The organism is Moorena sp. SIO3E8 (assembly GCF_010692445.1).
Taxonomy (GTDB): domain Bacteria; phylum Cyanobacteriota; class Cyanobacteriia; order Cyanobacteriales; family Coleofasciculaceae; genus Moorena; species Moorena bouillonii.
In genome coordinates, this window is the sequence record NZ_JAAHHM010000054.1 from 20,299 (window position 1) to 44,729 (window position 24,431).

General features: G+C 45.2%; 25 protein-coding genes. 15 read left to right on the plus strand and 10 right to left on the minus strand.

The window, feature by feature from the left end:
• The first annotated feature begins 1 nt into the window (after position 1).
• The 9 genes from F6K46_RS21560 to F6K46_RS21600 all read left to right on the plus strand — a co-directional run bounded on the left by F6K46_RS21560 (position 2) and on the right by F6K46_RS21600 (position 9,814).
• Positions 2-589, plus strand: coding sequence for a rhomboid family intramembrane serine protease (locus F6K46_RS21560; RefSeq protein ID WP_075897172.1), 588 nt, complete (start codon positions 2-4; stop codon positions 587-589).
• 334 nt (positions 590-923) lie between these two features.
• Positions 924-1,166, plus strand: a complete 243-nt coding sequence (locus tag F6K46_RS21565; RefSeq protein ID WP_008181697.1) for a TIGR02450 family Trp-rich protein — start codon at positions 924-926, stop codon at positions 1,164-1,166.
• 367 nt (positions 1,167-1,533) lie between these two features.
• Complete coding sequence (locus tag F6K46_RS21570; RefSeq protein WP_293054758.1) at positions 1,534-1,665, plus strand: hypothetical protein; 132 nt, start codon at positions 1,534-1,536, stop codon at positions 1,663-1,665.
• A complete protein-coding gene (locus F6K46_RS21575; protein ID WP_075897174.1) occupies positions 1,649-2,320 on the plus strand; it encodes a hypothetical protein in 672 nt (223 codons plus the stop codon). The genes F6K46_RS21570 and F6K46_RS21575 overlap by 17 nt, the downstream gene beginning before the upstream one ends.
• A gap of 147 nt (positions 2,321-2,467) precedes the next feature.
• On the plus strand, positions 2,468-4,879 hold the full coding sequence (locus F6K46_RS21580; RefSeq protein WP_293054759.1) for an OmpA family protein: 2,412 nt from the start codon (positions 2,468-2,470) through the stop codon (positions 4,877-4,879).
• 291 nt (positions 4,880-5,170) lie between these two features.
• A complete protein-coding gene (locus F6K46_RS21585; RefSeq protein WP_075897178.1) occupies positions 5,171-5,725 on the plus strand; it encodes a Rab family GTPase in 555 nt (184 codons plus the stop codon).
• Between the two features lie 239 nt (positions 5,726-5,964).
• Positions 5,965-7,239, plus strand: coding sequence for an RNA-guided endonuclease IscB (gene iscB / locus F6K46_RS21590; protein ID WP_293054760.1), 1,275 nt, complete (start codon positions 5,965-5,967; stop codon positions 7,237-7,239).
• Positions 7,240-7,634: 395 nt separating this feature from the next.
• Positions 7,635-7,778 (plus strand): hypothetical protein, encoded by a 144-nt coding sequence (locus tag F6K46_RS21595; RefSeq protein WP_198953964.1) that lies wholly within the window; start codon positions 7,635-7,637, stop codon positions 7,776-7,778.
• Positions 7,775-9,814, plus strand: a complete 2,040-nt coding sequence (locus F6K46_RS21600; RefSeq protein WP_293054761.1) for a serine/threonine-protein kinase — start codon at positions 7,775-7,777, stop codon at positions 9,812-9,814. Before F6K46_RS21595 ends, F6K46_RS21600 begins: the two co-directional genes overlap by 4 nt.
• A 338-nt stretch (positions 9,815-10,152) precedes the next feature.
• On the opposite strand, the gene F6K46_RS21605 is transcribed toward F6K46_RS21600, so the two are convergent.
• Positions 10,153-11,580 carry a serine/threonine-protein kinase gene (locus tag F6K46_RS21605; protein ID WP_293054762.1) on the minus strand — a complete coding sequence of 476 codons (1,428 nt, stop codon included), beginning with the start codon at positions 11,578-11,580 and terminating at the stop codon, positions 10,153-10,155.
• A 187-nt stretch (positions 11,581-11,767) separates the two neighbouring features.
• Positions 11,768-12,055: a hypothetical protein gene (locus tag F6K46_RS21610; RefSeq protein WP_293117331.1), complete on the minus strand. Its 288-nt coding sequence runs from the start codon at positions 12,053-12,055 to the stop codon at positions 11,768-11,770.
• Between the two features lie 29 nt (positions 12,056-12,084).
• Here F6K46_RS21610 and F6K46_RS21615 point away from each other — a divergent pair, with 29 nt between their 5' ends.
• Positions 12,085-12,252 carry a hypothetical protein gene (locus F6K46_RS21615; RefSeq protein ID WP_293054764.1) on the plus strand — a complete coding sequence of 56 codons (168 nt, stop codon included), beginning with the start codon at positions 12,085-12,087 and terminating at the stop codon, positions 12,250-12,252.
• On the opposite strand, the gene mdh is transcribed toward F6K46_RS21615, so the two are convergent.
• The 6 genes from mdh to nagA all read right to left on the minus strand — a co-directional run bounded on the left by mdh (position 12,249) and on the right by nagA (position 16,449).
• The gene (gene mdh, locus F6K46_RS21620; protein ID WP_293054765.1) at positions 12,249-13,220 is read right to left on the minus strand and encodes a malate dehydrogenase; all 972 of its coding nucleotides are present in this window, start codon (positions 13,218-13,220) and stop codon (positions 12,249-12,251) included. The two genes, F6K46_RS21615 and mdh, sit on opposite strands and share 4 nt — an antisense overlap.
• A gap of 259 nt (positions 13,221-13,479) precedes the next feature.
• Complete coding sequence (locus F6K46_RS21625; protein WP_075897190.1) at positions 13,480-13,701, minus strand: NAD(P)H-quinone oxidoreductase subunit O; 222 nt, start codon at positions 13,699-13,701, stop codon at positions 13,480-13,482.
• Positions 13,647-13,919 carry a hypothetical protein gene (locus F6K46_RS21630; protein WP_293054766.1) on the minus strand — a complete coding sequence of 91 codons (273 nt, stop codon included), beginning with the start codon at positions 13,917-13,919 and terminating at the stop codon, positions 13,647-13,649. Before F6K46_RS21630 ends, F6K46_RS21625 begins: the two co-directional genes overlap by 55 nt.
• A 49-nt stretch (positions 13,920-13,968) precedes the next feature.
• Positions 13,969-14,817 (minus strand): DNA-formamidopyrimidine glycosylase, encoded by an 849-nt coding sequence (locus tag F6K46_RS21635; RefSeq protein ID WP_293054767.1) that lies wholly within the window; start codon positions 14,815-14,817, stop codon positions 13,969-13,971.
• Between the two features lie 93 nt (positions 14,818-14,910).
• Positions 14,911-15,126 carry a photosystem I reaction center subunit IV gene (locus F6K46_RS21640; RefSeq protein ID WP_075897196.1) on the minus strand — a complete coding sequence of 72 codons (216 nt, stop codon included), beginning with the start codon at positions 15,124-15,126 and terminating at the stop codon, positions 14,911-14,913.
• 162 nt (positions 15,127-15,288) lie between these two features.
• Complete coding sequence (nagA, locus tag F6K46_RS21645) at positions 15,289-16,449, minus strand: N-acetylglucosamine-6-phosphate deacetylase (RefSeq protein WP_293054768.1); 1,161 nt, start codon at positions 16,447-16,449, stop codon at positions 15,289-15,291.
• 46 nt (positions 16,450-16,495) lie between these two features.
• Here nagA and purE point away from each other — a divergent pair, with 46 nt between their 5' ends.
• The 4 genes from purE (at position 16,496) to F6K46_RS21665 (ending at position 22,163) form a co-directional block, all read left to right on the plus strand.
• Complete coding sequence (purE, locus tag F6K46_RS21650; RefSeq protein WP_293054769.1) at positions 16,496-17,023, plus strand: 5-(carboxyamino)imidazole ribonucleotide mutase; 528 nt, start codon at positions 16,496-16,498, stop codon at positions 17,021-17,023.
• 315 nt (positions 17,024-17,338) lie between these two features.
• A complete protein-coding gene (gene cysC, locus F6K46_RS21655; protein ID WP_075897202.1) occupies positions 17,339-17,875 on the plus strand; it encodes an adenylyl-sulfate kinase in 537 nt (178 codons plus the stop codon).
• A gap of 113 nt (positions 17,876-17,988) precedes the next feature.
• Positions 17,989-19,176: a sulfate adenylyltransferase gene (gene sat / locus F6K46_RS21660; protein ID WP_293054770.1), complete on the plus strand. Its 1,188-nt coding sequence runs from the start codon at positions 17,989-17,991 to the stop codon at positions 19,174-19,176.
• Between the two features lie 674 nt (positions 19,177-19,850).
• A complete protein-coding gene (locus F6K46_RS21665) occupies positions 19,851-22,163 on the plus strand; it encodes a caspase family protein (RefSeq protein WP_293054771.1) in 2,313 nt (770 codons plus the stop codon).
• A 195-nt stretch (positions 22,164-22,358) separates the two neighbouring features.
• Here F6K46_RS21665 and F6K46_RS21670 read toward each other — a convergent pair whose 3' ends face one another.
• The gene (locus F6K46_RS21670; RefSeq protein ID WP_293054772.1) at positions 22,359-22,931 is read right to left on the minus strand and encodes a Uma2 family endonuclease; all 573 of its coding nucleotides are present in this window, start codon (positions 22,929-22,931) and stop codon (positions 22,359-22,361) included.
• Positions 22,932-23,110: 179 nt separating this feature from the next.
• Between F6K46_RS21670 and F6K46_RS21675 the strand changes: the two genes are divergently transcribed.
• Positions 23,111-23,734: a Uma2 family endonuclease gene (locus F6K46_RS21675; RefSeq protein WP_293054773.1), complete on the plus strand. Its 624-nt coding sequence runs from the start codon at positions 23,111-23,113 to the stop codon at positions 23,732-23,734.
• 103 nt (positions 23,735-23,837) lie between these two features.
• On the opposite strand, the gene F6K46_RS21680 is transcribed toward F6K46_RS21675, so the two are convergent.
• Complete coding sequence (locus F6K46_RS21680) at positions 23,838-24,335, minus strand: hypothetical protein (RefSeq protein WP_293117334.1); 498 nt, start codon at positions 24,333-24,335, stop codon at positions 23,838-23,840.
• Between the last annotated feature and the right edge of the window lie 96 nt (positions 24,336-24,431).

The following is a 24,431-nucleotide window of genomic DNA, read 5'->3' on the forward strand; positions in this document are numbered from 1 at the left end:
GATGACTAGGCAGGAAAAACAATCAATAACCAGTGAGTTACAAACTCAGGCAATTATCCTCGGTGGATGGGTCGCTCTGATGTGGATTGTAGAGCTGGTGGATATATTCATTTTTGGAAGGAAACTTGATCTATATGGCATCCTCCCCCGTAACCCGATTGGGCTGCGGGGTATTTTATTTGCCCCTTTTCTCCACGGCGGTTTTTCTCATCTGATTTCCAACACTATACCTTTTCTTGTCCTAGGCTGGTTTGTAATGTTGCAAGAAACTAGCGACTTTTTCGTCGTTACCACCATCACCATGCTGGTAGGTGGTCTTGGGGTTTGGCTGTTGGGCGCTCCCAATTCAGTTCACATTGGGGCAAGTGTGCTGATCTTTGGCTATCTAGGTTTTCTGCTATTTAGAGGCTTCTTTGAAAGAAACCTACCCTCAATTTTTCTATCAATTCTAGTCGGCTTCCTCTATGGTGGTTTAGTTTGGGGTGTCTTACCCTCACAGCCCCATGTATCTTGGCAAGGACATTTATTTGGTTTTATCGGCGGTATCCTAGCCGCACGTCTACTGGCAAAGCGTAAACTCTCTTCGTAGTGCTAAGTTTTGACTACTCAGTGTGAAAATAGAACCAGACAGACTTTGTGGGTCTGCAACAGATTTAAACTATCTGTCTGCTGGTGTGAGTAATATGTTTTGAGTAGAACTAGAGAAACTTTTATCAACAATTATGCGTTCACGTAGTGTATCCAAAGGAGAATCGCAGGGATTGTCGCTCCTTGGGTCAATTCTGAAAACCCAGTGTGAGTGCAAGGTGTCACAGTCTCAATCTTCTAGGTATAACTTTTACGTATAACCAACAAAGAACGAAAATTTTTTCCCTACGAACGCACTCACCACGCTCAAGCTTGATGATCAGACCATAGAGGAAATGGCTCAAAAACAAAAATTCCCTCATCTTGTGGGTTCAAAATGGACAGCTAAACAGAAAACTTGGGGCTGGCGGCATTTCCAAGTGGTCAATCGTAAAAACCAAGGAAAGTGGGTGTTTGCTGAAATGGTGGCTTCTTGTGACCCGAATGTTCGTTTTTGGCTAAATGCTAAACAGCTGAAAGATCCTGGCTTGTGGCAAGCAGGCTGGAAATCTTTAGCCGAAATCGAAAGCGAAGAGTAACCAATCCCCGTTGATATGGTATCAACGGGGATTTTGATTCAAACTCTCATAAAAATCTGCCTGATCTGGCGATATGCCTATCTCCCGATCAATCTTCAAGATTGATGGATATTCAACCGGACTTGATATAACAGAGAACTTTTATCCCCATGCATAAATCCCACAAGCTTCCAGTTTGCCCTTACCAACCCCCTACTCGGTCAAGGCGAAATCCTTGGTGCAGAGGATTAAAAGTCTTGGCTGTAAGCTAATGGTAATAGGTTTTAGGTATTTTGTCTGGTTAGTGATGCGGCTCAAGATGTTTGTCACACAACGGTTCCGGTTGACAGCAGCATCTGATTGATAAGATAAATGGCACGCTGTCTTGATGCAGTCGCTCATGGGGGAAACCCCCAAGACCGCGCTGCATCGCTCCTTGAATTCAAGGCAAGCTAGTAATTGTTTATGGTTCAGTGTTTATTGTTTATTTGAGTTTTATGGTCATGGATGGAATCAATAAAGCAGAAATGCGGGAAAGACTGGGAAATCTTGAGAAGATACGTGATATAATAATAGGTTCTAACCTGCGAGAGTATGATACTCGCTTCACGAAGATAGAGTCTGACTTATCCATGTGGCAGCAGGAAATACGCGATCGCGTTGAGCAGATCAAAACGACTCTCTCAAAAGAAATGGCTGCTGCTGTAGATTCCCTGGAAAAAAAAATAAGTACTCTTAGTTTAACTGCAGCCGAAGAGAGGAATGAGATTCAGGAGCGGGTTGAGCTGCTCAACAAAAAGTTTTCTAAGAGTATTGAGGTGCTCGACGAGACAGTCTACAAGCAGTCAACCTCCCTAAAGAAGGAACTTTCAGAAACTAAAGAACAGCATCAGCAAGATGTGATCAATCTCAGAAAGCAGATCTTGGCCGAGCTGGAAACTAAATTTGCACAGATCAAAGATGCCAAAGCCTCGAAAGCAGATCTCGGAGACATGTTGTTAGAGTTGGGTTTGAGGCTCAAAGGGACTGAATTGGTTCCAGCACTCAAAGAAGCTAGTGATGGGTGGTCTGGGTTACCACAGACCAAAGGTCATAATGGTACGGTCATGGAGAAAACTGCTACTAATGATGACGAGCATCTCCAGTTAATCAAGCAAACTCAGACTTTGGAATAGACTTGGCACAGTCCTCCAATGCCAGCCACAAAAATTAACTTGATTTTCTCGCTAAGATTAGTTTTAAATCAAGGTGCGTTCGCGTAGCGGCTCTTTCAGAGCATCGCTGATTTTTGCAAAAGGTTAAATAGTAACGGATAGCCACCAGTGGCATTTTCAAACCAAAATCCGGCTGAGAAGCATCAGCCGGAAAATTATATTTCAGAGTCAATTGAGGTCAATTCGAGTAAAGAAGACGAGTTGAAGGATTTGCTGAATTTACTCGCTGACCTAAAAATTATTGATCAGACGGATCAACCTAGCCAACACTGTAACTCTGAGCAGCAAGGGATCACCTCTGATCAGGCAGACACGATTGAACAATCCCATTCATCCGGTGACTTTGAGGTTCGAGCTATTGAACCTCAAATCGACCATGGTATTAACAGCCTCCCGTCTAGGGTTCAGGAGAAAGAACCATTAGCTCAAGAAAGGGATCAACCCCAATCCTTCGGTGTCAAAGTTTTTCCCGATCAGAGCCCATCACCACAGCTTCCTACACCAAAGGAGCATCTGCGGCAAATGCCTCAAAATTCCGAAGATCCAGTATTAGCTGAGAATTTAGTCCAATCCGAAGCCACAGAAAGCAACCAAGACCTCCCATCACAGTCTGATCGGGACACCTCCGAGGAATTAGACACCTTGGCTGAGATTTTGCAAGAACTGGTGATATCTCCAGAAATGTCACAGTTTCGTGACCAGATAGAAACCCTAGCCCACAGACAAGGCAAGCTTGAGCATCAGATTGATCAACCTCAAGAATTGATTAATCTATTGCTACCAGTGATGGCTAAGCTGCTGGATCTCACGGTAGCTCAGTTCAGTACCTCGGTGACCGATTCCCTGACTCCCATCATTGATGAAGTCATTGGCCACAGAACTCAACAGGATAAAGAGGGTGTGGGAGAAGCGATCGCTCCCGCAGTTCCAATAGCTATTTCCTCCTGCATCGAGAAGTGCCCACAGGAAGTTGGGTTTGCGATCGCACCAGAAATGGCAGTAGCGATCCGGCAACAGATTAGAATTAAGCCAGAGGCCATGGTCAATGCTCTGTATCCGGTCATTGGCAGTACCATTTCCACATACTTAGCAGAAGAAATCCGAGCTATCAATGAGAAGCTGGAAAATGCCCTCAGCTTTGAAGGAATGATGCGCAAGATTCGCGCTAAGGTGCAGGGCGTTTCTGAAGCAGAACTGCTGTTTCGGGAGGTGATGCTATTTCAGGCGCGAGCTATCTTTTTGATTCATAAACACTCTGGTTTAGTGATTGCCGAGGTACAACCCTCTGACAGCCAGCATCTAGAGTCAGATATGGTAGCAGGGATGCTCACCGCTATCCGTAGCTTTGTCAATGACTGTATCGCTCAGTCTGGGGATGTGGCAGAAATCGATGCTATTGACTATGGTACATCCAAGATCATCCTGGAAGTAGAGGGATACTGCTACCTAGCAGTGGTAGTTCAAGGGGAACCCACCCACCAGTTCATTCATCAGTTGCGGGAAAGCCTAAAAACTATTATTACCCATTATGGTAAACCGATCAGGTCTTTTGATGGGGATATTACAACTATCCCGGTGGGAGTCAAGGAAATTTTACAAAATTTATTAGATCAATCCGTTAGTGAAGGACTTCGTGATACTCAGGAAAATCCGAAAAAAGGCAAGAAACCGCCAGGCTTATTGGTGCTTGGCTTGGGGCTTCTGGGTTTAATCGCTGTATTTGGGGGAATTTATCAGCATAGGGCTAGAATAAACCGTCGCATTGAGCAAAAAACTCAACTTGCCCTCGCCTATTATGCCCCAGAAGTGGCTGATTATGCTTTAACAGTTAAAGCCAATCGCCAGATACTAAAGCTAGCTGGACAGCTACCGAATCAGGCTATGCGCTCAAACGTCGAGCAAATTGCCAAAGCTGCGGCTCCTAAATTAGTGTTGGATAATCGAATTGAGGTGATCGAACTCCCCTATACTGAGCAGTTAACCAAAGCTCAAGTCCAACGGGTGAGCAACACCTTGAATCAAATGGATGGGGTTGTAATTTTAGCCCACTATACACAAGGCAAGGTCACAGTAAACGGAGCCGTACTTTATGCTCAGGATTTTCCTAAGATTATCCAAGCCTTTGAGAACATTCCTGGTGTCAAGTCGGTCGAGAACAATTTACAACTTCAAGGATTAGACCTTACCAGCCGGATCTACTTTGATCTTGGTTCAGCCAAGTTGAAACCAGAGGATATAGGCACTAAAATTCGATTAATTAAGGAATTCCTGGAGCGCTATCCTCAAAAGCACCTGAGGATAATCGGCTACGCCGATCCTAGGGATAAACTTACCGAAAATCAGGGATTAGCACAACAACGAGCCCAAAAGGTAAAAGATGTGCTTGTTCAGCAAGGCATTGATCCCAATCGACTGGAAGTTCGTGGGGTTGGCAAAGGACCGCCAGATGTTGATGCTAGTCAACCGCTATGGTTAAATCGATGTGTCGTATTTGATCAGTTTACCGAGAAACCCAATTGAAAGCGCCTTTGGTTGAGCCAGGAGATAACAACAAGTTATGGACTTTATTCCTTTGTTTATTAAATCTGGAATCAGGAGGTGAGCCAACTACTGCAATAGATCACTAATGCTAAAACTATACTGCTGTCTGGGAACATACGGTCGGTGAGCAATAGGTATTCAAGTCCGCTGAATAAATCATACCGTAAACCTGTTCAGATTTGGCTCCATGCCCATCTTGTAACAACCGTTTACAATCCCCCGTGATTTATCCATTGGAGAGTTCAAACCAGTTGTCAGCAACCAGTAACAATGTCCACTATTGATCGAAAAATTTGCCTAGTTGGAGACTTTGGTGTGGGCAAAACTAGCCTAATCCGCCGATTTGTGGAGGGTGTGTTTAGCGACCAATATCTTTCAACAGTTGGAGTGAAAATTTCCCGCAAAATCCTAAAATTTAAGGATGACACCCGATCAGAACTGCTGAATCTAAAATTGATGATTTGGGATTTAGAAGGTCATACTAAATTTAAGGGAATTTCACCAACATATTTAAAAGGGGCTCAGGGTGCAATTATTGTTGCTGATGTAACTCGCATTGAAACCATTGAGCACATTGTTCATCATATCGATCTGTTTTTATCCATCAATCCCAAAGGGGTGATTATTACTGCCTTAAATAAATCCGACTTAGTTGATCAAGAAAAATTGGAGCAATTGAAACAAATGTTAGAGAAAAAAACTGTGCAGGAAGACCAAGTGATAGCTAGTTATTATACCTCCGCGAAAACTGGGTTATACGTCGATGACATATTTCAGCAATTAGGTTGCGGAACGCTTCAACAGGATTCAGGAGCCTGGGAGTAACAAACCCCAAGGATAAATCCGGGGGCTTGTGAATCATTACCTGACCAGCCTAAGTCCCGTCAGGGACTACGTTATCAGCAAGAGTTAAAGTTCCTACCTTGAAATGCGAGGCTAGTTTCAAGCTCTAGAACCGGATTGTTAAACATCTTTATCAGGTTAAGGAAGTGCAATCTGGGAAGTACCGACTGATAACATTGGCGCAGCGAACTTTACCCTAGCAATAGGAGAATACTCACATTATGCGAGTTTTTGTACTTGATAAAAACAAAAAACCTTTAGATCCATGTCAGCCTGCTAGAGCTAGAATCTTGCTCAAACAAGGAAGGGCTAAGGTCTTTAGGAGATACCCGTTCACAATCATCATGGGCGATTTGGAGGAATTGGAATGTGTGACACATAATCATCAGATCAAACTTGACCCTGGTTCTCAAACGACAGGTTTAGCAATTGTTCAAGAAAAGGTGGTTGTTTGGGGTGCGGAACTAACCCACAGAGGTCTTCAAATTCGAGATGGTTTAACCTCACGTAGACAGTTGAGACGTTCTCGTAGAAACCGCAAAACTCGTTATCGACAGCCAAGGTTTCTTAATCGTAAACGTCCTGATGGCTGGTTAGCTCCCAGTCTAATGTCGAGAGTTTATAATATTATCACATGGGTAAAAAAACTTACTCGATTTTGTCCGATAACTGGCATTTCTCAGGAATTAGTTAGGTTCGATACTCAGAAGATGGAAAACCCTGAGATTTCTGGAACAGAGTATCAGCAGGGCACACTCTACGGATATGAAGTTAGAGAATATCTACTTTCCAAATGGAATCGTAAATGTGCTTACTGTGGTGTGACTGATACTCCACTAGAGGTCGAACACATCAAACCTAAATCAAAGGGGGGTTCTGACCGAGTAAGTAACCTAGCAATTGCTTGTAGGAAGTGCAATCAAACCAAAGGTAATCAGGAAATCGAACAGTTTTTATCTGGTAAACCTGATGTTATAAAGCGTATTCTTTCTCAAGCCAAACGACCTTTAGTCGATGCGGCAGCCGTCAACTCAACTAGATGGAAGTTGTATAACGAATTAAAAGCCTTGGGTTTGCCGATTGAAACAGGGTCAGGTGGATTAACTAAGTACAATCGATGTCGGCAGAACCTTCCAAAAACACACTGGTTAGATGCCGCCAATGTTGGAAAAGTCGATACTTTGTACATCGAAGTTTATCAGCCATTGTTGATTTCAGCTAAAGGACATGGTACTCGTAAGATGTGCAGAACAAACAAGTTTGGCTTTCCCACTCGTTATGTACCAAGGTGGAAGTTTGTCAAAGGGTTTCAGACTGGAGATATTGCCAAAGCCGTTGTAACCAAAGGCAAGAAAGTGGGAACCTACACAGGTAGAATAGCTACTCGAAAAACTGGTTCATTCAATATCTCCACTAAACACGGACTGGTACAAGGAATCAGTCACAAATATTGCAGCATTGTACATAGGAAAGACGGATATGCTTATAGCTTCTAGTTCAAAAGAAGCACTGTCTAGCTGCTGTTTCTGTAAGGGGAGAAACTCCTCGGAGACGAAACCTTAGACAGTTGAGCCTTATTTCATATAACTTAAACTTATGACTCACAGACTGTCGCTTGTAAAGGCTCAACTGTCTTACGGTAACTTCAAACCCACGCATAAATGACAGGGGTATCCGTTTCTCCCCTTACCAACCCCCATTTTTGATGATTAGTTATATATATAGTGATATATAGCGTTTCTCATAGTAATGAGGTACACAAGGTTTTTTCCCTGTTACCTGTTGCCTGTTGCCGATTCACGAAAATCCAAAATTAAAATCCAAAATTTATCTCCCCTATTTTGGAAATGCTATATATCTTTATATATATAGCACAGTAGCTAATCTACCTATGCTTACTCAACTACTGAGTCAACCTCAACTACTGAGTCAACAGGTCGAGCAATCAGCACCCACTGTGTCAAGTCTCCGGGAGCAAGCCCTGGGAAAAAATCTAACATCCAACATCCAACATCCAACATCCAAAATCGAATGACGCCCCTCTATTGTAGTAAAGGACATGAGAATCCCAATGACAATAAGTTTTGCCGGGTTTGTGGTGAGATGCTGCCATCCTTAGCCAAAACCTTTGACACTGGGAAGATTCTGGGTGGTCGCTACCGCATCGTCCGGGAGTTGGGACACGGAGGCTTTGGACGCACCTATTTAGCTCAAGACCTTAACCGCTTTAATGAACCTTGTGTGCTAAAAGAATTTGCCCCCCAAGTTCAAGGTAACCACGCCTTACAAAAAGCAGAAGAACTATTTGAGCGGGAAGCGGGAGTTCTTTATCGACTGCAACACCCTCAAATTCCTCAATTTCGTGAGTTGTTTCAGGTACAACAACAGGACAAAGGCACCCTATTGTTGGTTCAGGACTATGTGGAGGGGCAAACCTACCGCGCTCTACTGGAGGCTCGCCGACCTCAGGGACTCCGGTTTAGTGAAGCAGAAGTGACTCAACTGCTGATCCAAATCCTGCCAGTGTTGGAATATATCCATTTTATGAGGGTGATTCATCGGGATATCTCTCCCGATAATCTGATTTTGCGCAGTACCGATGGTTTACCAGTGCTGATTGACTTTGGAGGTGTCAAGGAGGTAGCAGCAAATGTGGCATCGAAGTTCCTAGGGTCAAAGGTGGCTGGTCAAAATAAGCCGATCATCACTCGGTTGGGTAAAGTTGGCTATGCTCCCCCAGAGCAGATGCAAGGAGGAAGTGTTTTTCCCCACAGTGACCTCTATGCTCTAGGGGCAACTATATTAGTATTAGTGACTGGTCAGGAACCCCAGCAGATAATTGACCCCAATACCCTGACCTGGAACTGGCGGCAAGAGATCAGCCTTAGCCCTACCCTAGGTCGTATCATCGATAAAATGCTTCAACCGAGACCAGGGGAACGGTACCAAAATGCCAAAGAAGTGCTGCGAGACCTCACCACTCACCTTCAATTTGCCAGTGACCCGCAATCAGCTTCATCACCTCCTCAGACTAAACCGACCTTAGCAGTTGCCCCTGGTTCCAAGCCAGTAGCGGTTAACCAGCCAGCAAGGCCAGCTACCGGAAGACCATTAACCACTTTTACGAACAATACCGTTTTAGACTGGCTTGGCAAGGTGGTTTTGGTATCTGTCTTAGCTGCTGCTGTATTTGGCTTTACCTTCTGGGCAACCAATTGGTGGTTCACCTTCCGCCCAATATCTGAGCGGGAACCCTCACCAAAGGAATCACCCATCGATCAACCGGACATCAAGCCACCCGACTGGTTTACCAAGAACGAGGAAAACCGCAAGAAATTGCTAGATCAGCGTCGTGCCAATTTGGAGATTAACGAAAAGTTCTACATTGAGTTAGTCAATGAGGCGTTTTGGGACAAGTACCCAAATCAAGAAAAACGACAGCTAGGCAATGGATCACAGGATGCTCCGTTAAGAGAAGAGTGGGATAAGCTGGCATTTGAGCTATTGACCCGGATTGAGTTGCTCAATTTGAGTCGGACGGCACGGGGAAGGTTGGGAAGCTATGGGACAGCAGATTTAACTCGCTGGAAGCAGGAAGTGAATCAGGTGCGCCTTTCTAGCCGTGCAGCTTATGATATTGCAGATTCTAAATTCTTTCATAAGTTTCCCGATCAGCGGGGTCAGAAGTTTATCGATAAGTCTATTGGTCAGGTGTGGCAAGGAATTGTTGGGGATACGATCAAAGCGTTGACATCAGGAAAATCCCTACAGCGCATTGAGTTTGCTGCTGGCGGAGTTCAACAAGTCAATGGAACCCTCCAGCCAGGAGACGGGCAAGCGTTTACTGCTAAACTTTCTGGTGGTCAAGTCATGGAAGTAAGACTGGCTACCGATGTAAATGCCTTGTTTTCCGTTTATGCTCCGAGCCGTAAGACGACCCCCCTATTAGAAGACTCAAGCAAACGCGACTGGATCGGGGAGCTGCCAGCATCTGGTTTCTATGAGTTTGTGGTAGTTTCTCAAGCTTCTAAACCGATTAATTATCAACTTAACTTTAGGGTTGAAGATTAGTGATTGGTGATTAGCTTCCGGCAAAAAAAGCTCCACATCTACTGTTAGATTAATCAGAGTATTGCTAACAAGATACAATAATGACAGACCAAAATTTTGTAGCTGACAACGCTACTACCACAGAAATACTGGAACAAGTGCTATACAGAAATATAGCAAACTCCCCAAGAATACTTACAAAATTTGTTACAGATAGTTCGTCTGTTCCGTAAGAGTGTTACACAGAATACGACAGAATAAAGTTTTCGTCAGGGATGGCAAGAAACCATGACAGGGAATGCACTTCCTATTTCAGAGCTTTGGGATAGGATTGATCCAGAATGAAGCAACCAAAACATCTAATTACTCAAATAAGCCTCTTGTTCCAAATTATCCAGTAACTCTTCAGCAATTTGATACCAAGCTTGCCGGAATTGAACATCCTGTTCTTGATCAGAAAGAGTCTTTCCTTTTAATTGGGGATATGTACTATAAAAAAATTGATCAACTTTCTGATAAAAAGTCCCTGGATCAATGTTCAAATCTAGGCAACGCTGATAGATTTGCTTTTGCCGTTGCTGCTCGGTGTTACTCACAGATGGTTTAGAAGGCAATGATGGTATAGAGGGCAAAGACCAGGAGATTTTCGGGAATTTTGGTGTAGGAAATCCTCCTCTGGCTATTGCTACCGTTCCAAACACTACTAATAAAGCAATGGACATAGAAAGACCAAAAAACTTTAGTTCACGGTTAGTGGATTGCTGTTTGCGATTTAGCACAGCAGTGAAGGTTGTTTTAATAGTTTGACCAGGAGCAGCAACTAAGGTAGCGATCTGGGTAAATAGTGTATTTGGTTGTTTATTTGGTAGCTTAGTTGGTAGGTTATTTGGTTGTTTATTTGGTATATTATTTGGTAACTTAGTTGGCTGCTGGCTACTTACCGGCTGGGGAATTACGGTTTTTAGGGCTTCACTGACGTCTTGGGCTGACTGATACCGTTGTTTAGGAAGATTAGCCAGCATTTTAGTCAACACCGATTTGAAGCTGGGGCTAATAGTTATCTCTTGCCAAAGCCAGGTAGCGTGATAACTATCATAAAGGTCTAGAGGCTGTTTACCGGTTAGCAATACTAAAGCAGTTACCGCTAAAGCGTAAAGGTCGCTAGTGCCATCAGCTTTGCCATATCGTAACTGTTCATCTGGGGAGTAACCCCGTTTGCCCACTTGAGTTCCAATCACGTGTCCGGTTGATTGGACAATGGCAGTGGTTACCATTTCTTTGACACAACCAAAGTCAATTAATACTGGCTTATTGTCAGAATTCCGTTTAATCAGATTATCCGGAGAAATATCCCGATGAATGATCTGCTTAGAATGAATATAATCTAAAACTGGCAAGATGTCTTGGAGCAGTTTAATCACATCTGCTTCCCTAAACTTTTGACCCTGGACTAACAGCTGGTGATAGGTTAACCCTTCGACATAGTCTTGTACTAAAAAGAGATAATTTTTACGACCGATACTGGTTCTAAGTAACTCTCGAAAACAAGGAATTTGGTTATGTCTGAGCTGGTATAGCATCCCAGCTTCTCGCTCAAATAATTCTTGAGCTTTTTGTAACTCATAGTTGTTTTGAAGTTGGGGAGCAAATTCTTTGAGTACACAACGCTCTTGGTAGCGATTAGCATCTTCAGCGAGATAGGTCCGTCCAAAAGTTCCTTGACCTAAGTCGCCTAAGATTTTATAGCGGTCTTTGATAATTGCTCCAGTTTTTAAGGTATTAGACATAATAGCCGCCAATTGATGATTTATAGTTTAGGGAAGAGGGAGCAGGGAGCAGGGAATCGGGAATCGGGAATCGGGAATCGGGAATCGGGAATCGGGAATCGGGAGGAGTAGGAAAGAAATAGGATGATTTTTTGCAGAAGTGTTTAATCCAGTAATAAAAATTTACCTTGTCAACCTATCGTTGTTGTCAAGCGATGCAGTCGGCCAAAGGGGAGGCAGTCGGCCAAAGGGGAGGCAGTCGGCCAAAGGGGAGGCAGTCGGCCAAAGGGGAGGCAGTCGGCCAAAGGGGAGGCAGTCGGCCAAAGGGGAGGCAGTCGGCCAAAGGGGGTTTCCCCCATGAGCGACTGCCGTGGTTTCCCCCATGAGCGACTGCCGTGGTTTCCCCCATGAGCGACTGCCGTGGTTTCCCCCATGAGCGACTGCCGTGGTTTCCCCCATGAGCGACTGCCGTGGTTTCCCTCATGAGCGACTGCATCAAGACACAGAGCAGGAAGTACGATAACAATGATCAAAAATGTATTTAAAGATTCCAACTTAATCGAAAATCACTTCTTCCCTGTTCCCTGTTCCCTGTTCCCTGTTCCCTGTTCCCTGTTCCCTGTTCCCTGTTCCCTGTTCCCTGTTCCCTGTTCCCTGTTCCCAGATCCGCTGCTCCCTGCTCCCTCTTCTTAATGACCCAGCATCCCTTGTGCCTTTTTAATATTGTCACGAACTGATTCAGCAGATATCTTGAGGGAGGACAGTTCATAATCTGTCAACTTTAATTCCAAAATTTTTTCGATGCCTCGACACCCCAATCGGGTGGGTACCCCTATAAAAATATCTTCCAAATCATATTCACCCTGAAGGTAGGCAGCTGCGGTGATTTGGCGGGATTGGTTGTGTAATATTGCTTGTACCATCAAACAGGCGGAGGATGCTGGGGCAAAATAAGCACTGCCAGTGCGCATCAGTTCTACAATTTCTGCTCCGCCTCGACGAGTCCGTTCAATCAGGGCTTCTATCCGGTCTGGTGTCATCAGTTCGGTGATGGGAACACCACTAACGGTAGAGTAGCGTGGTAGTGGCACCATTAAGTCCCCATGGCCTCCAAGCACTACAGCATTGACATCCGCAACGGATACACCATTTTCCATGGCAATGAATGTCCTGAATCGGGTAGAATCCAACACCCCTGCCATGCCCATGACCCGATGGGGTGGTAAGTCAGTAGCTTGCCAGGCTAGGTAGGTCATCACATCGAGGGGATTGGTGACCACGATTATCATGGCATCTGGGGATTTTGCGATCGCATTTTTAGCCGCTTCCACCACAATTTTGGAATTGATCTGTAGGAGGTCATCCCTACTCATTCCTGGTTTCCGGGGACTTCCTGCGGTAATCACCACCACATCGGAACCAGCAGTATCAGCATAGTCATTAGTTCCGATAATCTGGCAATCGTGACCTTCTATCCCCCTGGCCTCCATTAAATCGAGAGCAATGCCTTGGGGCATACCTGGTTTAATATCCAGGAGTACGACATCGGCCAGATTTTTCTCAGCAATCCGTTGGACAAGGGTGCTCCCTACTCTACCACCACCGATTACGGATACACGGTTGTCGTGGCAAGCAATTGGGGAGTTGGGATAGGGTACCATGATCGGAAGGGGTGAGTGAAAATGCGTTCGCGCCCCGCGTGGCCTACGGCCAATCGCTTTTGCTGGAACTCCCCCAAGTTTGGGGGATTTAGGCAGCTATAGGTGCCACAGCTCACAAGGATAGGTTTGTGAACATTGGGGCGAGTATGTAATTTCGTTACTTAGAATTATAAATATGTATTTAATTATACAATATTTTTCGGAATAATTCTTTCCATCTCCCTAATCCCTAAGGTGCGCGTTCCCTACTCCCTAATCTTTAAGACGAGATTTCCAACTGGTCAATACGTAACCAAATGTTCGGGGTGGGTACCCGACCAAATTTTACCAGGGCATAATCCCCCTTGATATCAACAATTTCCCCATCAGTTTCAAACAGATAAGGGGGAAAGCGGGGGTCACTTGCTTTTGCTTCCAGGCTACCTTCTAACTGGGCTTGGATAGCCCGAACCAATACTCCCTTTTTAATTTTCCCAGCCATAAAATCTCTTTTGTCTTTCCTCTTCTATTGTATCGGGGGAATGAGAAATCGGGAATCGGGAATCGGGAATCGGGAACAGGGAATTGGGAATCGGGAATCGGGAATCGGGAATTGGGAGTCGGGAACAGGGAAAAAATCTTGTTTACCTTATTACTATGAGAACCGATAATTACCCTTAATAAAAATCTCCCCATCTCCCCATCTCCCCATCTCCCCATCTCCCCACACTTCCGACACTTCCGACACTTCCGACACTTCCCAGGCTGATCAACGTTGACAGTTCGGACAAAAGTGAGCTGAGCGACCGACTAATTTGGTTCGCTGGATGGGGGTGCTACAGATACGACAGGGTTCTCCGGTGCGACCATAAACCCAGGCAATCCCCTTATAGTTGCCATTTACTCCCTGGACGTTGATAAAATCACTAAACGTGGTACCACCAGACTCAATCGCTTTTTGCAATACTTGGATAATCGCGATGCTCAGCTTGTCGATCTGCTCTAACCCCAAATCTTTACAAAGGGTTTCTGGTCGAATACCACTCAAGAATAATGCTTCATCGGCATAGATATTACCTATTCCTGCTACCAGGGATTGATCGAGCAAGGCGGTTTTAATCGCGCGTTGGCGGTGATGTAGCTTACTAACTAGGTAATCTGTAGAAAATTCCTGGGAAAACGGTTCTGGTCCGAGTTGCTTTAAACCAGTGATAATGGTTTCTGGTAATTGGGATGGCGGAATCCACCACATTCGACCAAAAGTGCGTTGGTCGATAAACCTTAACTCCTGGTTGTTTGGGAAAAACAATCGCACTCGCGTGTGTTTTGGCTGAGGCTGGTCTTGACTTAACCATAGCAGTTGACCAGTCATTCGGAGGTGAACACCTAACCAACCGGCCTGATCAGCGTCTGACTTGGTTAGTTTAGCGAGTAGGTATTTGCCCCGTCGATGCCAATCACTAATGGTGACAGTTTTGAGTTGGGCTAAAAAATCTTTCGGAGAAATAGGGTGGGCGATGGTGCGCGATAGTAACACCTCTCCACCCTGGATTTCCTGGCCTGTAGTCACTTGATTTAGACCCAGGCGAATTGTTTCAACTTCTGGTAGTTCCGGCACGGTTGAGTGCTTTAGTTGATCAATGGTGAGTGCAAGCGTGTTAACTTAGCACTCTACAGACAGCAGGAACTCAAATTCCCGAGTCTGGTTAGGTTAACCAACTACTTCCACTTCACTCTCTGCATAGTTATTGGTATTCACCCCAGAGGCGCTACCACTGTAGCCAGTATAGTTTACCCTATCAAAGCGGACAATCACTGGGTATTTGATACCACTTTTGTCTACACTAGCCACAGTTCCCACATCGCCATACCAGTAGGATTCTTTTCTTTTAATCCGAACTTTTGCACCACGTTTTAGTTCTGCCATAAAAAAATTTACCTTACGCTCTAGTTCTACAGCGTACTACTCAATTAGGCTTATCCGTTGACTTGATTGTTTAAGTTTTATTAATTTCCCTGTAGTGAATCGGGAGTAGGGAGTAGGGAGTAGGGAGTCGGGAGTAGGGAGTCGGGAGTCGGAAGAGTGAGACTACAAACGCTGCCAATTCAGCTTTGATGTTTCCTCATCCAGATGCCAGCGTAATAACTGAGCTGGTTGACCAATGCTTAGGGTTGGCAAACCCATGGCTTGGCGAGGGGAAACCGTTGCGAGGGCAATGCCATTCTCAACGCTACAAATCCCCCACTCGACTAAATTCTCTACTCCTACCAATAAGGGCAAGGTTGTCCCAGATAATGTCCCATCTGCTAGCCGTGCTGTCCCGTCTTTGACCTCTATCTGGCGGGTGTCCCAGGGATAGACGCCATCGGGTAATCCTATTGGTGCTAGGGCATCGCTAACTAGAAAAATCCCTTGTTGATAACCCCCAGCACGAAGCAGCAGTTGGATCATGGTGGAACAGACGTGCTGACCATCGGCAATTAGTCCACACTGGACACCGGGAGTAACTAGGGCAGCTCCCAGTAATCCTGGTTTGCGGTGATGGAGTCCTGGCATAGCATTAAAGGCATGGGTTACCATGGATGCCCCGCCTTCAAAGGCGCTTTGGGCTTGCTCTGCTGTGGCTTGGGAGTGACCGAGACTAACGATTATGTTGCGCGATCGCAAATACGGAATCACCTCACCAATGCTATCTAACTCTGGCGCTATTGTAATAAGCTTAACTAGGTCACCATAGTCTCCCAAAACTTCCTTGACATTTTCAATAGTAAGTGGTAATAGATACTCAACAGGATGAGCTCCCCGTTTTTGGGGATTGAGAAAAGGCCCTTCTAGATGAACACCCAAGATGCGGGCGCTTGGGGTCTGGTAAGGTTGGGAAGGGATAAATTCAGCAAAGACAGAAAGCGTACGCTGAATCTTCTCGATCGAGGTAGTTACCAGAGTGGGTAAAAACTGATCCACACCATGATGCCAAAGGAATTGACAAATGTCCTGGAGTAAAGGGATGTGGTGAAAATCCACATCGGTGAAGGCTAAGCCTAGCCCCCCATTAATCTGCAAATCCACACCCCCTAGGGACACCCAATCCCCATCAACGTCAAGGATAGCCGGGTTAGGAAGAGTTTCTAGCTTAGGAAGAGTTTCTAGGTTGGGTGCGATCGCTTCAATAATTCCATGATCATTAATGTGAATATTCTGTAAACCCTCGTAACTAGGGACACGAGCATTGATAATATCTAGAGTCATTAGGGAATGTGGCGAAGTCTAATTCATCTACCATCAAACATGATTCATGACCAATAACCAACCGTTAATTGGGATTATTATGGGCAGCGATTCCGATTTGCCCACCATGCAAAATGCGATCGCAGTATGTGAAGACTTTGGTGTTCCTTGGGAAGTAGCGATTGTGTCTGCCCATCGCACCCCTGAACGGATGGTAAATTATGCCCAAGACGCTCACAAGCGTGGACTCAAGGTTATTATCGCTGGTGCTGGGGGGGCGGCTCATCTGCCTGGTATGGTGGCGGCTCTAACACCCTTGCCTGTGATTGGAGTCCCAGTGTCTAGTCGTCAAATGAAGGGTATTGATTCCCTATACTCCATTGTTCAAATGCCTGGAGGAATTCCCGTCGCTACTGTAGCAATTGGTAATTCCAAGAATGCAGGATTGTTAGCAGTGCAGATTTTGGGCACTCATCAGCCGGAATTACTAGAGAGAGTGCAGCAGTATCGCCAGAATTTAGCGGAATCAGTGATGGAAAAGCAAGCATTGCTGGATGAGTTAGGTTATCAGCAATACTTAGGGCAGATGAGTTAATCTGGTTAATAGACTTTCAGAAGGTTAGCCTTGAAAAAGGGCAAAAACTCCCATTAACTTGCCATCAGGGTAATCCAATATCAGGGATTTGAGAGAAAATAATTCGAGCCTAATCCGACTCGTTCTACTACCTTAAGCTGGGGGATATCAAAAGCATCCCACCGAAGGGCGATATCTGTTATAAATGAGCCGAGACTAAAGGCAATAGGACTTACGAATAGGAAGTTGAGTTTGGTGTTCAGGTGAAATACCAATAGCCTGTCCACACCAAATCCACGTCATGTCAACAAAAAATCTAGGAGGTAAATAGAGTTCATGGAACATCGTGGTGTTACAGTATGGTTAACTGGTCTTAGTGGTGCGGGAAAGACCACTATTACTAAGGCATTAGAAGAAAAACTAAACGCCCAAGGATGCAAGCTGGAAGTCTTGGATGGGGATATCGTCCGTCAGAACTTAACTAAAGGACTCGGATTTAGTAAAGAAGACCGGGATACAAACATTCGCCGCATTGGCTTTGTTGCCCATCTTTTAACCCGCAATGGAGTTATTGTCCTGGTATCTGCGATCTCCCCTTACCGTGAAATTCGAGAGGAGGTCAAGCAACGGATTGGTGACTTTGTAGAAGTTTATGTTAATGCTCCCCTAAACGTTTGCGAAGGCCGAGATGTCAAAGGACTTTACAAACGAGCTCGTGCTGGAGAAATTAAGAGTTTTACTGGTATTGATGACCCCTATGAGCCACCATTAAATCCGGAGGTAGAATGTCGCACTGACAAAGAAGAATTATCAGAAAGTGTGGACAAAGTTATCAAAAAGCTGGAAGAGTTAAATTATATTTCTAGTACTTGAAGCATAATCTTTATACCTTAACTAAAGCACCCCACCTACACGCTTTGAAGTGGGAGTCGTATCTTGAGACAATTCTTGAGACAATTGTAGAATCTAATTATTATTCCTAGAGTATGCAAAGCCCGGTGTTAAGCCATCCTTCACAAACTATCCCAGCTCACGGTGGTCAACTGGTCAACCGTGTTGCTACACCCGAACAACGGCAGGAATTTTTGGAGAAAGCTGAATTTCTGCCCAGAGTTACACTAGATAAACGGGCTGTCAGCGACCTGGAAATGATTGCTATCGGTGGCTTTAGTCCCCTGACTGGCTTCATGGCCAAAGAAGACTACCAATCAGTGGTAGACCGGATGCGTCTAGCCAATAACCTACCGTGGTCAGTTCCAATCACCCTCTCGGTTACATCTGAAGTAGCTGCTCCTCTGCAAGAGGGGGGGTTAGTCCGTTTGGATGATAGCAGTGGTCGCTTTATTGGTGTATTAGAACTGACAGAAAAATATTCTTACGACAAAACCCATGAAGCAGTGCAAGTTTACCGCACTGATGAAGACAAGCATCCTGGTGTGAAAGTTGTGTATGACCAGGGAGAGATTAATTTAGCTGGTGCGGTATGGTTACTGGAACGGTTACCCCATCCCCAGTTTCCCACCTACCAAATCGATCCAGAAAAATCGAGAGCCATGTTCTCGGAACGGGGTTGGAAAACAGTGGTAGGTTTCCAAACCCGTAATCCCATTCATCGGGCTCATGAATATATCATCAAGTGCGCTCTAGAAACCGTAGACGGTCTATTCCTTCATCCCTTAGTCGGTGCTACTAAAAGCGACGACATCCCAGCCGATGTGCGCATGCGTTGCTATGAAATCATGTTGGAGAATTATTTTCCCAATAACCGAGTGATTCTGGCAATTAACCCTGCTGCCATGCGTTACGCTGGCCCGCGAGAAGCAATTTTCCATGCTTTGGTACGGAAGAATTACGGCTGTACCCATTTTATTGTAGGACGGGATCACGCTGGAGTGGGAGACTATTATGGCACCTATGATGCCCAACACATTTTTGGTGAGTTTGAGCCAGGTGAGTTGGGGATCATGCCGATGAGGTTTGAGCACGCTTTCTACTGCACTCGCACCCAGGGTATGGCTACTGCCAAGACTAGTCCAAGTACACCAGAGCAGAGGATTCATTTATCCGGTACTAAGGTACGGAAAATGCTGCGTGAGGGAGAGTTACCACCACCGGAATTTTCCCGACCTGAAGTGGCAGCAGAACTGGCTAAGGCAATGCACGAGAGCACTTAAAGGTTAGACCGTTGTTCGCGTAGCGTGGCCAAAGGCCAAGGTTAGACCGTTGTTCGCGTAGCGTGGCCAAAGGCCAAGGTTAGACCGTTGTTCGCGTAGCGTGGCCAAAGGCCAAGGTTAGACCGTTGAAGGTTGAAGGTTAGACTGTTGAAGGTTGGAGGTTAGACCGTTGAAGGTTGGAGGTTAGACCGTTGAAGGTTGGAGTTTAGACCGTTGAAGGTTGGAGGTGAAGCGGTTATTTGGTTATTTGGTTATTTGGTTAGGCGGTTATATTCCAAACCTGTAACCTGTAACCTGTAACCTGTAACCTTAAACCTGTAACCTTAAACCTGTAACCTTAAACCTGTAACCACATAACCTTCAACCTGTAACCTGTAACCTGTAACCACATAACCTTCAACCTGTAACCTGTAACCTGTAACCACATAACCTTCAACCTTGGCCTTTCGGCCACGCTACGCGAACAACCTTCAACCTTCAACCAAATAACCTTCAAGCTGTAACCTTGGCCTTTCGGCCACGCGCTTCGCAGCAAAGCGGGACGAAGTCCATCGCGTTAAACCTTTAACTAGTGAACTAGTGAACTAGCTCAACTGGGAATCCCACGGCTTGTGGCCGTGGGAGCGCCAATCCTGGTAGGCTGATAGCTGAAATCTGAAAGCTGAAGCGCGGATATGGGACTTAATCGCCGGACTTTTCTGCAAAAAGCTAGTTTGGGATTGGCAACATTAGGAGTCAGTGAAACAATACTATCCCTCCTAGGGAATAGTGGTTTAGCTGTTCCTGGAATAGACCGTTACTTCCAAGTATTAGCACAACCCCTTGGGCGAAAGTTAGCCCTACTAGTGGGTATCAACAAGTATCCTCGTAGCACACTATTGGATGGCTGTGTTACTGATGTAGAACTACAACAAGAACTATTGATTCATCGGTTTGGGTTCAATCCGAAGGATATACTTATACTTAACGATGACCAAGCGACCCGAGAAAATATAGAAACGGCTTTTATTGAACATCTGACGGAGCAAGCGAAACCAGGTGACGTGGTAGTCTTCCACTTCAGTGGCTTCGGTAGCCAGGTCAAGCTATCTCAAGGGTATCAAACCGATAAGTCTGTTGCACTTCAAAATAGCTTGGTTCCAGTAGATGGGAGCCTGACCAAAAAAAAACCCAAGGTAGCCAACGATTTACTGGAAGAAACGTTAGTTTTGCTATTGCGATCGCTAGCCACTGACCAAGTCACTACAGTACTTGATACTAGCCACACGGTAGCTGATAGCGTCCTCCAAGGAAATATTAAGGTACGCTCTAGTACTAACCCACCAGCCAAAGAAGCTAGTCGGAATGAACTAGCTTTTCAAGAGCAACTGCGGCGGCGGATACAGGATTCTGGGCAAGGGATGGTAAACCGGCAATCCGTCTCGATTGTGCCTGGAGCGATGAATCCGATGGCAGGTATGCTTCTAATGGCTGCTGAACCAAATCAAATCGCCATGGAGGCGAAATGGAATGGTTTCAGTGCTGGCTTATTTACCTATGCTCTTACTCAGTATCTGTGGCAGGCAATACCAACAACGACAAGTCAGGTGAGCCTGACTCACGCTGGTGTGATGGTTAATCAACTGACAGGTACACAACAACAGCCAAGGCTAGGGGGTCAAAGTAGTCTTGAGCCAATACCTACCTATTATTTGCCCCCTGACCCTAGCATGGGAGCGGATGGTGTGGTCACTGCCGTGGAAGATAATGGTCAAACTGCACAGTTGTGGTTAGCAGGATTACCAGCAACAGTTGTGGATAACTATAGCAACAATTCTGTATTGTCTGTATTGGAAGCCGGTGCTAACTCGGGAGTCTCTCAACTACAAATAACCTCTAAAGATGGTCTGACGGCTAAGGCAAAATTTATTGGTGGTAGTACTGATAATAACAATCAGCTACAAGTTGGGCAGCTGGTGCAAGAAGCGGTCCGGGTGTTACCCCGTAATATTGGTCTAACGGTAGCTCTGGATGGGAACCTAGAACGAATTGAGCGAGTAGATGCTACCAGTGCCTTTTCTAGTATCTCTACTGCATCGATAGTGCAAGCAGGGGAACAACCTTCTGATTACTTGTTTGGGAAAGCACTCTCTTTCAAAAATGCTGGGGGAGGGGGCTATGGAATCTTCTATCTCGATGGTGAACCCATACCCAATGGAGTTGGGGAAGCTGGGGTAGCTGTGAAGTCAGCAGCTATGGCATTGTCTGGTAAATTGAAAACCTTGCTGGCAGGAAAATTGCTGCGTTTAACTGCTAATGAGGGGTCTTCAGGTCTAGGTATTAGGGTATCCCTGGAGATGATTGAACCAGAGCAAAAGCTAGTGATGCAACTGGAAACATTACGGACTGCTTCCTCCTCACGGGTAGATTTGGTAGGTGAGGGTGAAGCTAAATCTCAGGCTGAGTTGACAAAAACTGTGGCAGAAGCAGGTGTTCCTATTTTGCCGGTAGGGAGTCGTCTCCATTATCAGATCGAAAACTACGGTGATCAACCGGTCTATTTCTTGCTATTAGGGTTTAATACCAGTGGCAATGCGATCGCACTATATGAACTGCCATTTTTGCAGACATCACAGACTTCAGAAAACGCTCCATCTATCAAAGATGCCGTCATTGCTCCTGGGGAAACTCTAACCCTGCCATCAGCCGTAGCTTCCGTTGGTGGGATTGTCTCAGGTCCTAGTGGACTGGTGGAAATGCAACTGATTTGCAGTCGCTCCCCCTTTACTCAAGCCGGTACAGCTCTCGATGCTGTGCCATCTCGTCGCGGAATCGGAGCACCAATTGATGATTTGTTTAACCCCTTGGACGTAGCCCAGGCGGTGCTGCAAGACATACACGATGCTAGTGCAAATTCCCTAGATTCTTCCCTCACTATAAGTGCTGATTCCTACGCCTTGGATGTTAATACTTGGGCAACTTTAAGTTTTCTCTATCGGGTAGTTTGAGTTCAGTTTGTTAATTGTTAATTGCTCCTGGGCAATTAACAATTAATCCATAATTGTTGAATAGGAAATAGGTAACAGGGGTAATAGTGTGGGTAGAGGGAACATCACTAAACTAATAATTTTTAGTTATTTTATTGGTTAAACTCTTATAACTGTGCTTATTTCAACAACATAAATTTTATTTATTCTGACTCATTAACCCTTCTGAGGTAACCTCGCTTTCCCAAACACTTGCTGAGGAGTAAGTTCCAACCCTTCAAAAAGCGAGTCAGTGATCAGCGCAGCTTTGGTATAAGTCCGTGGTGGCGCATCTGGATAGAAAACTGTGATACTTCTCGCCTGAGGATCAACAACCCAAACTCGCAATACTCCTGCTTCTAAATAATCGGTTGCTTTCTCGGCTAATTGCCCAAAGGTTTGTCCTGGTGAGATAATTTCAATGGCTAACTCTGGAGGTACTGGACAAGCCTCATCTTCTACCACTTCTGAGGGCAGACGTTGAACAGAAATGTAGGTTAAATCAGGCACAGGTACCCAGTCTTGACCGTGACGTTGCAAGACTATTGCCCACTCTGGATTGACTTCACCCTTTTCCTGACACCACTGATCCAAAAGTGTATATAAAGCACCAGTTACCCTAGCATGAAAACGTTTAGGAGACATTTTCGGTACTGCAACCCCCTCAACTAATTCATAGGTTACATCGGTTGAAGGCATTGCCAGAAATTCTTCCAGGGTCAGTAGAGTTTTAGTTTTGAGTTGTGGCATTTTTCTAGGGACCCCGAGATAATTTATCTGGTGTCAGTGGCTTTAGTATATACTGATTGTCCAAAATAGTGCTACACATTTTAATCAACTAGCACACCCTATCACCCAATCACCTCTGGGGCTATCTCCTAGGCTTTGCAATGCTACGATAAAAGGCAAAAACAAGAAGTCGTAACCTTGTGTCTGTCTCTACTCAATCGAGGGGAAAAAACCTTGGACAGCCTTTAGCTGTACCAACTGAACCGGTCTGGCGCTTTAGGGTTGAACAATACCATCAGATGATTCGCTGGGGTATCCTGGGCGAAGATGACCCAGTGGAACTGCTGGAAGGGTGGCTAATTCCTAAAATGCCGAAAAATCCACCACATTGTGCCTCTACCAAACTGACTCGGAATACACTGGAAGCGATTATTCCAAACGGATGGTACGTAGATGCACAAGAACCAATTACTTTAGAAAATAGTGAGCCAGAACCAGATATCGTGATTGTTAAAGGCGATACTCGCGATTATCTTGACCGCCATCCTGGTGCTTCAGACCTAGCTTTAGTGGTTGAAATTGCCGACTCCACCCTAGAACGAGACCGAACCTTAAAGAAACGCATCTATGCTCGCGCAGGTATTTCAGTGTATTGGATTGTCAATCTGATCGACAAGCAACTCGAAGTTTATACCCAACCCATTGATCTAGCTACAACGCCAACCTATCAGCAACGTCAAGATTACAAACCCTCCGAACAACTGTCTGTTCTAATCGATGGCTCTCCTATTGGTTCCTTGACTGTGCAAGACCTGTTACCGTGACCTTTACGTGACTTTGACTGGAGTACGTTCGCGTAGCGTAGCCCTTTGGGCTAATCGCGTAGCGTGGCCTACGGCCAATCGCATATCCTATAGAATCTTAATATCAAAATCCCACAATAATCCACCACAAACTAATCCCTAAAACTATCGTACTCACATGGTGTGGTAATAACAAACTAAACGGTTGACGCCCTATCTTCTGAGTTAAGAACAGAGATAAAAGTACTCCTGAAATTAACGTAGTTCCCTGCAAGAACGCAATTACTGCTGGATGGGCGACCAACACAGGTAATCCTTCACCACTCAATCCAAAGGTGGCAAACATTACCGGTAAAATCCTTCCCCCTTCTCCTAAACCAAGCCGCCAATAATGAGCCAAATTACCAGCTAACACTAAAGGTAAATATCCATAAGCTAATTTTACAAAATAACTTGGCTTACGAGTTTCTTTTACCTGATAAAATCCTACCATTATTCCTTGAGCCAATAGTGGCACAATTGCTGGTAAACTCAACACTGTTACCGAGAGCAAACCATGAGTCCAAAACTGACTCATATCCCACCCTAACCCCATCGGTGACAACTTAAGCCTGTATGCCAATTGTCAAGGGGGTTGAGGAAAAAGGCTTGAAGAAAAACTCAGACTGACCCTTTTGTCGGTCAGGAAAAGGAGCAACAATAAGTTTGACCTTGGGTT